The sequence below is a fragment of the bacterium genome, from assembly GCA_030697795.1.
Lineage (GTDB): Bacteria > Patescibacteriota > Minisyncoccia > JACQLN01 > JACQLN01 > JACQLN01.
On sequence record JAUYOV010000007.1, the window covers coordinates 97,550 to 112,319 of the forward strand.

Sequence of the window (14,770 nt, forward strand, 5' to 3'; positions counted from 1 at the left end):
CAAAAGATGAGCGCAATAAAGCATAAAGAACAAAGAGTAGGCGTTTTTATAGACGTCCAAAACTTATACCACTCTGCCAAACATATATACAGTAGCAGAGTTAATTTTAAAGAAGTCTTGCGCATGGCCACCTCCGGCAGGAAACTTGTTAGAGTTATCGCCTACGTTATAAAAACAGAGTCTGGCGAGGAAAAGTCTTTTTTTGAGGCTCTAAATAAATTAGGTATAGAAATGAGGGTTAAAGATCTTCAGATTTTTCCTGGTGGCATGAAAAAAGGCGATTGGGATGTAGGCCTGGCCGTTGATGCTGTTAGGTTATCGGCCCAGCTGGATGCCGTTGTTTTAGTTACGGGCGATGGTGATTTTGTGCCATTGGTTGAATATTTAAAGTTTAATCGCGGACTTCAGGTTGAAGTTATGGCTTTTGAAAGAACCGCCTCGAGCAAACTTATGGAATCTGCCGATATTTTTATTAATTTAGGAATTAACGAACAATATTTACTAGGTAAAAACAATAAATAAAGCCGACACTCAATCGGAAAGCGAGTTTATCCTTATGTTTCTTGGCGAAGGGAATATAAGGATATATTCGAGCCTTGGTTGTATTGTCGGCCGACAATACAAATGAATAACAAAAAAAGATTTGAAACCGAAATCGGTTCAAAGAAATTAGTGGTAGAAACAGGACACTGGGCTATACAAGCCAGTGGCGCTGTAACGGTAAGCTATGGAGAAACAGTAGTACTAGCTACTGTAGTTATGTCTAAAAACGAAAGAACTGGCATAGACTATTTCCCTTTAACCGTAGATTTTGATGAAAAATTTTATGCCGCAGGTAAAATCAAAGCTTCCCGCTGGGTTAAAAGAGAGGGTAGACCTACGGACGAGGCTATTTTAACAGCCAGATTAGCCGATAGAACCCTGCGACCACTTTTTAACCACAGATTAAGAAACGAAGTTCAGCTTATCTTAACTGTACTGTCTTTTGACGGAGAAAACGATCCAGATGTACCAGCCATAATTGCAGGCTCCACCGCTATATTAATTTCCGGTATTCCTTGGAACGGGCCGGTTGGGGCTATAAGAGTAAGTCGAGATGAAAATAAAAAAATAGTAATAAACCCTACTTATGCCGAGCGCGCAAAAAGCGATTTAGATTTAGTAGTGGCCGGCCCAGAAAAATTAGTAAATATGATAGAGTGCCGGTCCCGCGAAGTAACCGAGGAAGATTTGCTGGTGGCTTTTGAAAGCGCCCAAAAAGAAATTCAAAAGATAATAGATTTTCAAAAAAATATTGCCGAATCTCTTGGTCATAAATCGTTATTAACCGCTGTGCCTTCGGCCGATGAAATCTTAAGAAAAGAAATAAAAAATTTTGTGGGCCAGCGCTTAGCAGAAACAATTTCTAAGGGCGATATGAACGCAACTGAAGAAATTAAAAAAGAATACTTCCAAAACCTGTCCGAAGAAAAGAAAAATCCCAAAAATATAGCCGAGGCCAACATTCTTTTTGAAGAAGAAATGAATGAAATAATCCACAGAAATGTTTTAGAAAAAAATCAGCGTGTGGACGGCAGAAAAATAGAAGAAATTCGCCCTTTGAGCATTGAAGTTGGTGTATTACCGCGCACCCATGGTTCAGCTATTTTCCAAAGAGGCCAAACCCAAGCTTTGTGTGTAGCTACACTGGGCGCGCCAGGTATGGAGCAAGCCATTGAAACCATGGAATTTGAAGGCACTAAGCGCTATATCCACCATTACAACTTTCCTCCGTTTTCATCTGGAGAAACAGGTAAAACTGGCAACCCCGGCCGAAGAGAAATCGGTCACGGCGCTTTAGCCGAAAGCGCGCTAGAACCGGTAATTCCTGCTAAAGTGGATTTTCCTTATACCGTTAGAATCGTAACAGAAATACTTTCTTCCAATGGTTCAACGTCTATGGCCGCAACTTGCGGTTCGACTTTGGCTTTAATGGACGCTGGGGTGAAAATTAAAAAACCGGTGGCGGGCATAGCTATGGGCTTATTTATTGAAGACGAAACCAATCCAGAAAAAAAATTCGTGGTGGTCACAGATCTGCAAGGCGCGGAAGATCACTACGGCGATATGGATTTTAAAATAGCTGGCACCACAGAAGGTGTTAACGTTTTGCAGTTGGACGTAAAAATATCTGGTCTAACTTCTAAAATACTGGCTCAAGCCTTAACTCAAGCCAAAAAAGCTAGATTAGAAATTCTGGAAGCCATGCTTAAAGTTATACCTAAACCCAGAGAGAAAATGTCACCTTATGCACCGAAAATATTAACTTTAAAAATAAATCCTGCTAAAATTAGAGATGTTATTGGCGTCGGCGGAAAAACTATACACCAGATAACAGACGAAACAGGTGTTACAATAGATATAGATGACGATGGCACTATATTTATAACTTCCAGCGATGAAGCCTCGGCCGAAAAAGCCAAGGAATGGATAAACAACCTGACGCGCGAGATTATTCAAGGCGAAATATTCCAAGGTAAAATAGTAAAAATATTAGATTTTGGAGCCTTTGCCGAAATACTGCCGGGCCAGCAGGGTCTGATTCACATTTCCGAATTAGCGCCCTTTCGCGTAAACAGAGTGGAGGATATTGTTAATATAGGCGACATTGTGCCTGTTATAGTAAAAAACATAGACACCGAAGGCAGAATTAATCTTTCGCTTAAAGACGCGCAAAAAAAATAAGCACGAAGCACGAAGCACGAAATCCGAAACATTTTGAATTTAGAATTTGGGATTTGTTTCGAATTTCGAATTTCGATATTCGAATTTAAGAAAATTGCCTCCAGCTTCTTCAACAACCCAAGAACCTAAAAGTGCTCCGGCTTACAAAATAAGAACTATGGCCGGCGATATTGAAGCCCTCAAAAAAGGCTCGGTGCCTTCGCATTCAGAAATAAAAATAGACCCAGCCATCGTACCTCAAAACAACAATATTAAATTATCTTTTCCTAAATTAGAACCTTTAAAACAAGAAGAAAAACCTACTATAAAACCTATATCGATGGGAACAGCCAACCCAAAAGAGGAAATACCAAAACCAATAATAACGCCTCCTGTTTATAAACCATTAGTTTCTCCTCCTCCGCTCTCTCCTAAGCAACCTCAACCTTTTGAAAATCCAATCAAAAAACCTATTATGCCTCCGGAAAATTTAAATCAACAACGTGTTCAAGCTCCACCGCTGGGCTTACCAACAGAGCCATCAACACCTCCGCGCCCAACAACCACACCTATGAGGCCACTAACACCGCCTCCAATATACCAACAAGCGCCAAAACTACCCCCGCTACCTCCTTTACCAGTATCAAGGCCAAACCTGCCACCCTTGCCACCTATACCATCAAGACAGGCAATCCAAATGCCTTCTTTACCTTCCAGAGGTGGTAAGAGTAAGTTGATTTTGATTGGAATTGTATCGGTTTTAATTTTATCTTTTGTGGCTGGAGAAATATGGTGGTTCTTTTTAAGACAAACCCCAGCAACCGAACAAGCGACCACGCAAGATATTTTGCCCCCACCCCAAGAACTTCAGCCTCTTTTACCGGTTGAAGAAGCCCCAGCAATAACAGACACCTCAACTGAAACAGTAATCCCCGCCGTACCGGCAGGACTTCTTTCTTATAATCAATCAGAACAAATTGTAAGTGTTGCCAATATAAAAACCTTAAATAGTGATTCTGTAGCGGAAAATGCCTTTGTTAGGCTAATGGTTGAGCAGAGCATAGTTGATAAAACAACGAGTGAAGCTTCAACTTCAGAAATAACGACTATAGACGAGCTACTGACGGCTTTAAAAATTAAGATACCTGCTTCGGTAAAAAAAGAACTATCTGAAGAATTTGATGTGTTTGCTTTTGGAGGAAACACATTCGATAAAACCGAATGTGAAAAAATAAAAAATACTTCTCCTTCTTGTTACGGGCCAAGATTGGGTCTCGCTTTAAAGGTTTTAGATTCTGCTAAAATGAACCCCTTGCTTAAAACTTGGGAAAAAACAATGGTTACCGACCTTAAACCTATGATACTAGCTAAAGTAGGTTCGTCGGCTAGCACTATTTTTCAATCTGGGATTTATCAAGATCAAACTATCCGCTATAAAAATTTACCCTTAAATACCATAACAGTTGAATACGCTTTGGTGGGAAATGTTTTGATAATAACTACTTCTAAAAGCGCGGTGCTTAAAGCTATAGATTCTGTAAACGTTTCAAACCCGTAACTATGTTAGAAAAAGATTATAAAATATCTCTACTAAAAAAATTTTTACCAATACTAATAAACTGTCCCTATACTCGCGCAATTTTTTTAGCGGGCTCTACCGCAGTAGGTAATCCCAAACCGGAAAGCGATATAGATTTAATAATAATTTCTCAAGAAAAAAGAGTCTGGTTAAACAGACTCTTTTTAGAACTAGCAACTTTTATTTTTGGTAAAAAAAGATCAGGAAAAAAAATAAAAAATAGATTTTGTTTTAATATTTTTTTAGCCAACGCTTCGCCCTTATTACCCCACCAAGATCTGATAGGCGCCAGTTTTTATAAAAATATAAAACCGGTCTGGGGCAGTGAAATTGAAATAAAAAAATTTTGGAGTGAAAACTTTTGGCTGAAAAACTTTTATGAAAATGATTTTGAAAATGAAAAAAGTTTTTTAATCAAATATGATAATAAGAAAATCTGGCTTAAAAATATTTTAGAAAAAGTTTTAGAAAAAATTCGCCTGGGAAATATTTTAGAAAAAGTTTCTTACCAAACGCAAACCTATTATTTAAAAAAGATATTTGAAAAAAAGGTTTTTAATAAAAATTCTAAAAAATATGACTTCGAAATTACCCCGGATTTAATCGCTTATCACTTTCCAATATCAAATCACTTTAAAGCCTCTTTGGGGTTATCCACTAAAAAGGAGAATTCAACCTCTGTGGAAAATTAGCTGTTCTACATATATTTTTAGCTAATATTGTTCAAAAAAGCCAAGCATCCATCGGACGATTAACTTGCTGACAGCTCTCGACAGCATTTTAAGATTCTGTTGTATTTACTTTTGAAGAACGAAGTGAGAAAATTAGATAGTTCTAACTAGTTCAATGTTTTTCTCGATGCCAGCTGGTCACAATGTTGGTGTCACTTGCTCTTTATTATTCCTTATTATATAGGATGAATTTGTTAGAACTCTAAGGTGTCCGTATTTAAATTGGGATACCCTAGAAATTTTTTCTTGCAGCAAAAAAACTGCTTGAATCTTGTTGGGTCGGTTCCGACCCAAATATAAATTAGTGGTCGCTAGAACCGGCTCCAACATATCCCCTCCGATAATAATCGGGGAACAACGTTGTTCCGAGCCTAGAACGGAACAGGCAAATGTTTCTGTTAGTATAATCTTTCAGTTATGGATTGCTCTTTCTAAAAAAATAAAGGGAACAAGAGAAAAGTAATTTTCTCTTGGAGGCATAATGCCTCACACAGGGTGCTTAAACAATCTAGCAGTTTGGAAAAAAACAAACTGCGCAACCGGCTCGTTCCAGAGCCGGTTTTTTTATTGTTTATCTATGAGCGAAGCGAATAGTTATAAACAATAACCCGCTTAAGTTTTTGTTTTACAAAAATTTTGGCGGGTTATAATATTAAAATAATATAATTTTTCTCTCCTGCAAGTATGAAAAATCCGCGCTCTTTGTAGAGCGCGGATTATTTTTTGGAACTAGTTTTAAAACCTGAATATCACCGAGAGCTGACCGCCTTTGGGAAGATCATCGGCAAATCTAGACATAAGTTTCACATCTATATTTTTTGTGTAGTATCTTATTCCCGGTGTAAAAATGTTTTCTCGCCCTCTAAGATTTTCATATCTTGCTGTAAAAATACAGTCTGGCGCAATCATCTTGCCGTAATTAAAAAACCATTGAATATCTTCTCCAAAACCAACAGCTTCGAAAGATATATTTTCAGAACTTCCTTTCCGCCATTTGACTGCTGCCGCCCAAAGATTATCTCTGGTACGGCTCCAACGATAACTGCCAGAAAGTCCTAGGCCGGCTGGCAAATCTAAAATCGCTTTGGAATAGAGATGGATCTTGCCATCTTTTTGTTCACGCATAACTCCGCCCTCACGTTCGCCCAAAAAAGAGGCAAGCGACCAGCGAAGTCTTTTTTCTATAAAATCAATCTGTGCGCCATCATCTCTGTACACCAATTGACCAAAAATCGATGAATATCCAATCAAGTTTAGCTGATCAGGGTACTTCAACCATTCCTCCGCAAATGGAGGAGCGAAACGGCCCACAGTGACTTTACTGATCGCCTTAATTACCTTAAAAGGATTTGCGCACTTGATACTAGCCTGCTTGACCTCTATCTTTCCACGAGACACCACTGTGGAAACCTCCATATAGGAATATTGGATATCTTTGGGATGGCCAATATTTTTCATTCCGTTTATCCAAAGATCTCCTAAGGCAAGATGGTTATCGCTATTTGCACGCTTGTGCTCATAGTTGTAACCCAAACTCACAAATCCATCAAAATAAACAGAGTCTCCTCTAGCCACAAAGGCAGAGGCGGTTCTCGGTAAAAACGTGAAAATCGCCAATAAAGCCATTAAAACAGCCTGTTTCATACATCAAACTCCTTATTATGGGGTAAGTTTATAAGGTTCTATCCATTTTCAGTGTCGTTATATATAAGCACAATACCTAAAACACGGCAAATGAGCTTTTAATCTTTGAAGCAATAAAATATAATGGGGGTATGAATCAGGAACTAATGAAAGAGCTAGGCTCGCTTTTAGAAAAAGAAAAGAAAGCTTTAACCGAAGAGCTGGGTACTTTTGCTCACCCCGACAAAAACGTAAAAGGCGATTGGGATGCTAACTACGAAAACTTAGGCGATGGTTGGGATGAAAATGCTCAAGAAGTAACTGAATACGCCACACGGCTACCTATGGAACATAACTTAGAAACAAGGTTGCAAGATATTAACGATGCGCTAGAAAAAATAAAAAATAACGCTTTTGGTATTTGTGAAAAATGCGGAGAAGCGATTGATGTTGAAAGATTAAGAGCTGAACCGGCAGCGAGAGTATGTGTTCAACATTAAAATCAAAAATTAAATAGTAAATATTAAAAATACATATAAAAATATCAAATTTTGATTTTTTATATTTTATATTTTATTTTGTAAATCGTGCCCAGTAAAATTTATTCCGCCGCCCTAGTCGGCTTAGAGGCCCAACCCGTAGAAGTTGAAGTAGACATGGCTCGAGGTCTACATATTTTTAATATTGTAGGCCTGCCAGATAAAGCCATAGAAGAAGCTAAAGACAGAGTTTCGGCGGCTATAAAAAACACAAAATTAATTCCGCCCAATCAATCTAACCGCAGGGTAATTGTTAATTTAGCTCCGGCCGATTTAAAAAAAGAAGGGCCAAAATACGACCTGCCCATTGCTCTCGCTTATCTTTTGGTTTCTAGGCAGATTAATTTTAACCCTGAAGGAAAGATATTTATAGGCGAATTAGCTTTAGACGGGTCTATTCGGCCTGTTTTTGGCGTTATGCCAATAGCGCTTATGGCCAAAGCCTATGGCGCCAAAGAAATTTATGTGCCCAAAGAAAATGCCCAAGAAGCGGGATTAGTTGATGGCCTAGCTGTCTATCCGTTAAAGAATCTAGCCGAAGCCTGCGAGCATTTTTCTAAAAGAAAAATAATAAAACCCATAGATCCAGTTATACTCGAGCCTATTAAACAAGAATATGAACACGACTTTGCTTTTATTAAAGACCAAGATTTTGCTAAACGCGCTTTGGAAATTGCGGCCGCCGGTAGCCACAATGTGCTTATGTCTGGCCCGCCAGGAAGCGGCAAAACATTGCTAGCAAGAGCCCTAGTTTCTATATTGCCAGCTATGACTAAGGAAGAAATTTTGGAAACTACAAGAATTTTTTCGGTAGCTGGCTTAATTAGCCACCAAGAACCTTTAATAAGAACTCGGCCATTTAGATCGCCCCACCATACTTCTTCGGCCGCAGCTTTAGTGGGTGGAGGCAGTATACCCCGCCCCGGCGAGATAACTTTGTCGCACCGCGGTGTTTTGTTTTTAGACGAGTTTCCAGAATTTAATCGCGACGTTTTAGAAAGCTTGCGCCAACCCTTAGAAGACGGCGTTGTTACGGTTTCGCGCGTAAAAGGCAGTTTAACTTTTCCCGCCAAGTTTATTTTAACCGCTACTATGAACCCGTGCCCCTGCGGTTTTTTAAACGACCAGCAAAAAGAATGTGTCTGCACGCCTTTTCAGGTTCAAAAATACAAACGTAAAATTTCTGGCCCATTATTAGATAGGATTGACCTTCATGTGGAAGTGCCTAGGGTAAAATACGAAAAATTAGCTTCGGAAAGCGTAGCCGAAGCTTCTAATAAAATTAGGGAGAGAGTGGAAACAGCTAGAAAAATTCAGCGTGAAAGATATAAAAATTTTTCTTTCGCCACCAACGGCGAAATGCGGTTAAAAGATATAAAACTATTTTGCCGTATAGATGAACAATGCCAAGAGCTTATCAAAACCGCGGTTTATAAATATAATCTTTCCGCTCGCGCCTACCACCGAGTTTTAAAACTCGCCCGCACCATCGCCGACCTAGGCGAATCGGAAAATATTGCCCCCGACCATATTAACGAGGCTTTGCAGTATCGACCACAGAGTTAGAATTGACGTAGAACTAACCATTGTATATACTTTGGTTATATGTCAAAAACTGTAATAAACATCAAAACCGAAAAAGAAGTAAAAAACCTAGTTCAAAAACTAGCTAAGGATTTGGGCTTATCTTTGAGCGATGTAATGAATGCGGCCTTAAGAAATTTTATCCGTAGCCGCGAGGTTTATTTTTCCCATATTCCGCAAATGACACCAGAATTTGAAAGGCTTTTAGGCGACATTGAAAAAGATATACAGATAAAAAAGAACCTGTCGCCAGCTTTTGATTCGGCCGACAAGGCTATAAAATATCTTAATTCTCTATGATTATTCTTTTTCATAGAAATTTCAAAAAACAGTTTCAGAAATTAAAAGCGGGCGAGAAATCTAAATTAAAAGAAAGGCTAGAACTTTTTCTGGTGGATATATTTAACCCTAGCCTAAATAATCATCCGCTTAAAGGTAAATATGCCGGTTATAGAAGCATAAACATAAGCGGCGATTTAAGAGCTATATATAAACAAAATACTAAAGACGCAGCCATCTTTGTAGCTGTTGATAGCCATAATCATCTATACCAATAAACAAAAACCGCATGGTTCGCCCAGCGGTTTTTTATTTTATATATTAATTACTACTTTCAATATTAATTCACAAAAGGATTTCTGGCGCCTCTAACTTCAAAGTGCACGTGGCAACCTGTAGTATTACCGGTGGAACCCATCAAGGCAATGGTTTGGCCCTTAGTTGCAAATTGGCCTTCGCTAATTAATAATTGCGAAGCGTGAGCGTAAAGAGTAATAGTGTTATTATCGTGAGCTATTTTTATATATTTGCCGTAGCCACCATTCCAGCCTTGAGCATCGGCTGTAATAATTGTACCCGCCGCCGAAGCATAAAGCGGTGTGTTGCACCATTCGCGCCCACCAATATCCACGGCGTTAAATCTGTGTAAACCAAATGTTTTTCGCCCATTAGACGGGTAACCGTAATAACCCGTAAGATTTGGCAAACTTTCGGCCGGCGGATTTTTGGCTGGAGCGTATTTTGCGCTTATAGGTACGTGATATTCGCCGCCAGGAATTGTTAAAATTTGCCCCGACACTATTTTGCCGTCGTCCGGTAAATCGTTAAAAGCCAATATTCTAGCTTCATCGGCATTGTATTTAATGGCGATAGATTTAATAGTGTCTCCAGATTTTACCGTGTGCCTTACACCATCAACTGGTAAAACCGAAAGTTTATCGCCAATTTTTAATTTTGTGCCCCTAGGCAAGTTATTAGCGCTAAGCAGAGTAGCCACTGAAATTCCAAAATCATCTGCTATAGATTCCAAACTATCGCCCGATTCAACTTCGTAAGTAAGAATGTTGCCATCGGACAGAGAACCTTCGGCGCTAGCTGGAATTATGGCTAGCACCGAGCCTTGCGCTACTAAAGCGTTGCCCACGGTTTCCAAACTAACAGAATTTAAACTTTCGTCTGGACCGCCTAAAGCGCCGTTAGAATTTGTGCCACGGAAAATACCGCTAATTTTACTTTCCAAATTACCGGCAAAAAGAATAGCCGAAGTTACGGGAGATTCTTGAGGTATTATTTTTTTAATAAAACTTTCGTCTTCGGTATCTATTTCTTCTACTATATTTTTATTAGCCGAATCTAAACTGGCAGAATCATTGCCAGAAAAAAACAAAATTGAGACAGAAAAAAACATAACAAAAAAAGCTAGTATATAAACCAGCTTTTTAGACAAAGAAAAACTTAAAAATAAAACTCGCTTACCCCTTAGAGCAGTCAGAAGATTTTCAAAAAAAGATGAAATTTTATACCAAATACTAATCGGATATTGACCTTTACTTAACTAATCTGGTTTAGATAACTATTCTAACCCCAAAATAGGTGGGTATTGGCCTAACAAGCTTACTTAAGCACAAAACCCTGGTGGGCAGGGTTGTAGGTAAATACTAGCTTTTTTGAGAAGTAAGGTCAATTAGGATATTCCACAGACTACAGCCAAAACACAAGGCTAGGAAATGTCTAATTTCTAATATCTAATCAATGACTAATTCCAAAATGGCTAATTTTAAAATTTGATCATTAGGCATTAGGATTTGATTAGAAATTAGAAATTGGTAATTAGAAATTTTATTATGATCTGCTATAATTTTGTGATGTCTAATATTCTTGACTCTCTAAATAAAGAACAGCGCGAAGCGGTAACTACTATAGATGGCCCTATTTTGATAATTGCGGGCGCAGGAAGCGGAAAAACCAAAGCCCTGACGCACAAAATTGCCTATTTAATAGAACAAGGAATTTCCCCGGAAAATATTTTAGCTTTAACTTTTACAAATAAGGCTGCGGGGGAAATGAAAAACCGTATCAATAAACTGCTGACTAATAACTATCCACTACCAACTTTTGTAGGCACTTTCCATTCTTTTGCGGCCAGAATTTTAAGACGAGAAATAGATAATATTGGTTATGGCAAAAATTTTGTTATATACGACGTAAGCGACGTACTCTCTCTCTTAAAAGAAATTGTAGCCGAACTCGGCTTAGACCCAGACCAATTTAAAGCCAATGGTATATATTCGGCTATATCGCGCCAAAAAAATGAACTTGTTAATGCCACGATTTATGCTGAAAAAGCAGGAAATTTTAGAGAAAAAATAATAGCTAAAGTTTTCGAAAAATACGAAGCGAGATTAAAAGAAGCTAATGCTTTAGATTTTGATGACTTGCTTTTACTGCTGGTTAAAGTTTTAAAAAATAATCCTGTTATATTAGAAAAATATCAAAACCAGTTTAAATATGTTTTGGTAGACGAATACCAAGACACCAACCATGCTCAATACACTTTGTTAAAGATGTTAGCGCAAAAACACAAAAATATTTGTGTGGTGGGCGACGACTGGCAATCGATATACCTGTTTAGAGGATCCGATTTTAGAAATATGCTTAATTTTGAAAAAGATTATCCCGGCACAAAAATAATTTTTTTAGAAGAAAATTATAGAAGTTCTCAAAATGTTTTGGATGCCGCCCACGCGGTTATAGCCAAAAATGTTTTTAAAACAGAAAAAAAATTATGGACCGAGCGGGGCGGGGGCGAAAAAATTAAAATAATCCAAACGAGCAACGAAACAGAGGAGGGGATTTTTGTGACCGAAGAAATTAAAAAAATATTAAGGACGCAATCAGAAATAGCGCGGGATTTAAATGATTTTGTTGTTCTTTACCGCACCAACGCCCAATCTCGCGCCATAGAAGAAGCCGTTATAAGGGCTGGCTGGCCCTACCGAATGGTGGGTGCTATAAAATTTTACGAACGCCGAGAAGTTAAAGATATTATTGCTTACTTGCGATTTATTCAAAACGAAAAAGATTTAATCAGCTTAAAAAGAATTGTTAATGTGCCACCGCGCGGGATTGGCAAAACCACGCTAAACCAAATACTTTTAGCCGAACATATTTATGTCTTTAAACATACTAAGTTCGAAGGCTTTCTTAATTTAATTAACGAGATTAAAAATGAATCGGCTAATAAAAAAGTTTCCGAGTTAATAAAATTTTTATTAGAAAAAATAGATTATAAAAAATATTGTTTGGATGGCACGGCCGAAGGCGAATCCCGTTGGGAAAATATTTTAGAACTTATAACCGTGGTCACTAAGTTTGATGTTTTAGAAACACCGGATGGGCTTTCTTCTTTTTTAGAAGAAATAACTTTAACAACTTCGGCCGACGATATTTCGGAAGAAAACGGCACGCTAAATTTAATGACACTACATTCGGCCAAAGGTTTAGAATTTCCTGTGGTGTTTATTATTGGTGCCGAAGAAGGCTTGTTACCACATGCACGAAGCATGTTTGACCAAACCCAAATGGAAGAAGAACGCCGTCTGGCTTACGTGGGCCTAACTCGGGCTAAAGAAAAGGCCTATTTTGTTTTTACGCGCCGAAGAAGCATATATGGTAAAAGTGAACCCGCCTTGCCTTCACGTTTTTTGGGTGATATACCAGTAAGATTGGTGGAGTTTGAAGAATACCAAGCAGGAGAAGAGGTGTTGGATATATAAAAACAAATTTCTAATTACTAATATCTAATTTCTAATCAAATCCTAAGGCCTAATTATCAAACCTTAAAATAGACATTTTAGAATTAGACATTGATTAGATATTAGAAATTGGATATTAGATATTTCAAAATATGTTAAAAAGAAAAAATAAATTGTTATTAGAATCAGCCGACATTCGCCCAATTAAACATATGGGGCAAAACTTCTTAGTTTCCGAAGAAATTATAGAGAAAATAATTTTAGAGGCAAAGATTAAAACGGGCGAAACTATTTTAGAAGTTGGACCAGGTACGGGCAATTTAACTATGGCGTTATTGGCAACAGGGGCAAAAGTGGTAGCAATAGAAAAGGATTCTAAATTAGTTCATCTGTTAATTTCTAATTTCCAATTTCTAATTTCTAAAAAAAAATTAAAGGTAATTGAACAAGATATTTTGAGTTTTGATGAAATGGCGATCAAATCGCCATATAGAGTAATCGCCAACATTCCCTATTATTTAACGGGCAAGCTGATTCAAAAATTTCTGCTTTCGGCTAATAAACCATCGGAATTAATACTTATGGTTCAAAAAGAAGTGGGCGAGAGGATAACGGCGCAACCACCCAAAGCTAATTTTCTTTCTTCGCTAGTGCAGTTTCTGGCCGAAACCAAAATTTTATTTAAAGTAGGTAAAGAAAACTTCTGGCCTCAACCTAAAGTAGATTCAGCCTTGATTAAACTAACCCCGTACCAATATACACCGAGCATACGATCGTATGCTCGTGATACGGTTGGAATCAATATCAATAATAATGAGGAATTTATAGAGTTTTTGAAGATGGTTTTTAGGCAACCGCGGCAGACGCTTTTTAATAATCTAAGAAAATATCTAGTTAGCACGAGTCAGCGATCGCCAGCTCATGCTAAATTAGATTCAGTCTTTCAAGAGCTTGGATTTGATAAAAAAATACGAGCTCAAAACTTGGGCAAGGAAGACCTTGTCAATCTTTTTAGCTTATTAGGATATTAGCTTCCTAGTTTTCTAAAATATTATCTTCCTAATTCCTAAAAACCTAGAAAGCTAACTCCTAGTTAGCATAGTTTATTAATGTTTTTGCTGTTTTTCTGTGGAAAACATTAATAAATTTGCAGACGTAAAAACTCGCTAATAGTGTTAAAATTTACCTAATGATTAATCACCCGAGAAAATACTTTTGGCTTGGCTTAGTTTTGGTTTTTTTGTTGGGTATTTTTGGTGGCGCTTATTTGGTTTTAAGAACCACGGTTAGCTATGGCGAAGAAGAAGCTTCTACACCGCTGTCGGCAGGGAAATCGAGCGACGAACTGTTAGCCGAACTTTTAACACTTAACGAACAAGAAAAAGAAAGCCAAAATGCTTATGTCGCGCCCGAAGATAAAAACTTAACAGATGATTTTTTAAGCACAATGGTTTCTGCCACTGGCATATCTGAAGCAGCTGTCAGAAAAGCTGAGAGTTCTGATTTTATGGTAGAAACGGTTTTGCCTTATTTTAAGTCAAACGAAATCAACTTACTTCCTATAATACCGACTTCTGTTTTTAAAACAGTATCAGATTCAAAACTAAATTATAAAAAATATTTTACCGATACCGAAAAAGACGCGACAAATATATATGGTGCCATTAACAAGATTCTAGATGTTGATTTAGAGAACATATCCGAAACGAAAGTTATAAATAATCTTACAACTTACTCCGAAACCTTAAGCATATCGTTTGGAAAACTTTCAGAAGTAAGTGTTCCTAAAAAATATACCGAACTTCACAAAAATATTTTGTTAAGTGCCATCTCTGCAAAAAAAATTGCGGAAGCAATGATTAACCGAGAAGAAGACCCTTTAAAAACCTTGATTGTTCTAAACCAATTCGACGAAGTTGTTTTGTTTTGGACAAAAACTTTTGGCGATTATCAAAAATATTTTTTGTTAAAGTAACT

Annotated in this window: 13 protein-coding genes; 11 read left to right on the plus strand and 2 right to left on the minus strand. The window is 37.7% G+C overall.

Going from position 1 to position 14,770, the window contains the following annotated elements; translation table 11 throughout:
• Positions 1-6 precede the first annotated feature (6 nt).
• From Q8Q95_03730 to Q8Q95_03745, 4 genes are all read left to right on the plus strand, one after another.
• Complete coding sequence (locus tag Q8Q95_03730) at positions 7-522, plus strand: NYN domain-containing protein (protein ID MDP3764701.1); 516 nt, start codon at positions 7-9, stop codon at positions 520-522.
• A 102-nt stretch (positions 523-624) separates the two neighbouring features.
• Complete coding sequence (gene pnp / locus Q8Q95_03735; protein MDP3764702.1) at positions 625-2,724, plus strand: polyribonucleotide nucleotidyltransferase; 2,100 nt, start codon at positions 625-627, stop codon at positions 2,722-2,724.
• 94 nt (positions 2,725-2,818) lie between these two features.
• A complete protein-coding gene (locus Q8Q95_03740) occupies positions 2,819-4,261 on the plus strand; it encodes a hypothetical protein (GenBank protein MDP3764703.1) in 1,443 nt (480 codons plus the stop codon).
• Between the two features lie 2 nt (positions 4,262-4,263).
• Entirely contained in the window at positions 4,264-4,974 is a 711-nt protein-coding gene (locus Q8Q95_03745; protein ID MDP3764704.1) for a nucleotidyltransferase domain-containing protein, read from the plus strand.
• 774 nt (positions 4,975-5,748) lie between these two features.
• On the opposite strand, the gene Q8Q95_03750 is transcribed toward Q8Q95_03745, so the two are convergent.
• Positions 5,749-6,657: a hypothetical protein gene (locus Q8Q95_03750; GenBank protein ID MDP3764705.1), complete on the minus strand. Its 909-nt coding sequence runs from the start codon at positions 6,655-6,657 to the stop codon at positions 5,749-5,751.
• Between the two features lie 131 nt (positions 6,658-6,788).
• Here Q8Q95_03750 and Q8Q95_03755 point away from each other — a divergent pair, with 131 nt between their 5' ends.
• From Q8Q95_03755 to Q8Q95_03770, 4 genes are all read left to right on the plus strand, one after another.
• Complete coding sequence (locus Q8Q95_03755) at positions 6,789-7,136, plus strand: TraR/DksA C4-type zinc finger protein (protein ID MDP3764706.1); 348 nt, start codon at positions 6,789-6,791, stop codon at positions 7,134-7,136.
• Between the two features lie 87 nt (positions 7,137-7,223).
• Positions 7,224-8,741: a YifB family Mg chelatase-like AAA ATPase gene (locus Q8Q95_03760; GenBank protein ID MDP3764707.1), complete on the plus strand. Its 1,518-nt coding sequence runs from the start codon at positions 7,224-7,226 to the stop codon at positions 8,739-8,741.
• Positions 8,742-8,780: 39 nt separating this feature from the next.
• The gene (locus tag Q8Q95_03765) at positions 8,781-9,059 is read left to right on the plus strand and encodes a hypothetical protein (GenBank protein MDP3764708.1); all 279 of its coding nucleotides are present in this window, start codon (positions 8,781-8,783) and stop codon (positions 9,057-9,059) included.
• On the plus strand, positions 9,056-9,316 hold the full coding sequence (locus Q8Q95_03770) for a type II toxin-antitoxin system RelE/ParE family toxin (GenBank protein ID MDP3764709.1): 261 nt from the start codon (positions 9,056-9,058) through the stop codon (positions 9,314-9,316). The genes Q8Q95_03765 and Q8Q95_03770 overlap by 4 nt, the downstream gene beginning before the upstream one ends.
• A 62-nt stretch (positions 9,317-9,378) precedes the next feature.
• Here the strand turns inward: Q8Q95_03770 and Q8Q95_03775 are convergent, their stop codons facing one another.
• On the minus strand, positions 9,379-10,446 hold the full coding sequence (locus tag Q8Q95_03775) for a M23 family metallopeptidase (protein ID MDP3764710.1): 1,068 nt from the start codon (positions 10,444-10,446) through the stop codon (positions 9,379-9,381).
• Positions 10,447-10,882: 436 nt separating this feature from the next.
• Between Q8Q95_03775 and Q8Q95_03780 the strand changes: the two genes are divergently transcribed.
• From Q8Q95_03780 to Q8Q95_03790, 3 genes are all read left to right on the plus strand, one after another.
• Positions 10,883-12,814 (plus strand): UvrD-helicase domain-containing protein, encoded by a 1,932-nt coding sequence (locus Q8Q95_03780; GenBank protein ID MDP3764711.1) that lies wholly within the window; start codon positions 10,883-10,885, stop codon positions 12,812-12,814.
• A 131-nt stretch (positions 12,815-12,945) separates the two neighbouring features.
• Entirely contained in the window at positions 12,946-13,824 is an 879-nt protein-coding gene (gene rsmA / locus Q8Q95_03785) for a 16S rRNA (adenine(1518)-N(6)/adenine(1519)-N(6))-dimethyltransferase RsmA (protein ID MDP3764712.1), read from the plus strand.
• A gap of 158 nt (positions 13,825-13,982) precedes the next feature.
• Entirely contained in the window at positions 13,983-14,768 is a 786-nt protein-coding gene (locus tag Q8Q95_03790; GenBank protein ID MDP3764713.1) for a hypothetical protein, read from the plus strand.
• Positions 14,769-14,770: the final 2 nt, after the last annotated feature.

Coding starts and splice junctions, on each gene's coding strand:
- Q8Q95_03790 (MDP3764713.1), top strand. CDS start 13,983: ATGATTAATCACCCGAGAAAATACTTTTGGCTTGGCTTAGTTTTGGTT.
- Q8Q95_03755 (MDP3764706.1), top strand. CDS start 6,789: ATGAATCAGGAACTAATGAAAGAGCTAGGCTCGCTTTTAGAAAAAGAA.
- Q8Q95_03730 (MDP3764701.1), top strand. CDS start 7: ATGAGCGCAATAAAGCATAAAGAACAAAGAGTAGGCGTTTTTATAGAC.
- Q8Q95_03770 (MDP3764709.1), top strand. CDS start 9,056: ATGATTATTCTTTTTCATAGAAATTTCAAAAAACAGTTTCAGAAATTA.
- rsmA (MDP3764712.1), top strand. CDS start 12,946: ATGTTAAAAAGAAAAAATAAATTGTTATTAGAATCAGCCGACATTCGC.
- Q8Q95_03750 (MDP3764705.1), bottom strand. CDS start 6,657: ATGAAACAGGCTGTTTTAATGGCTTTATTGGCGATTTTCACGTTTTTA.
- Q8Q95_03745 (MDP3764704.1), top strand. CDS start 4,264: ATGTTAGAAAAAGATTATAAAATATCTCTACTAAAAAAATTTTTACCA.
- Q8Q95_03765 (MDP3764708.1), top strand. CDS start 8,781: ATGTCAAAAACTGTAATAAACATCAAAACCGAAAAAGAAGTAAAAAAC.
- pnp (MDP3764702.1), top strand. CDS start 625: ATGAATAACAAAAAAAGATTTGAAACCGAAATCGGTTCAAAGAAATTA.
- Q8Q95_03775 (MDP3764710.1), bottom strand. CDS start 10,446: ATGTTTTTTTCTGTCTCAATTTTGTTTTTTTCTGGCAATGATTCTGCC.
- Q8Q95_03780 (MDP3764711.1), top strand. CDS start 10,883: ATGATCTGCTATAATTTTGTGATGTCTAATATTCTTGACTCTCTAAAT.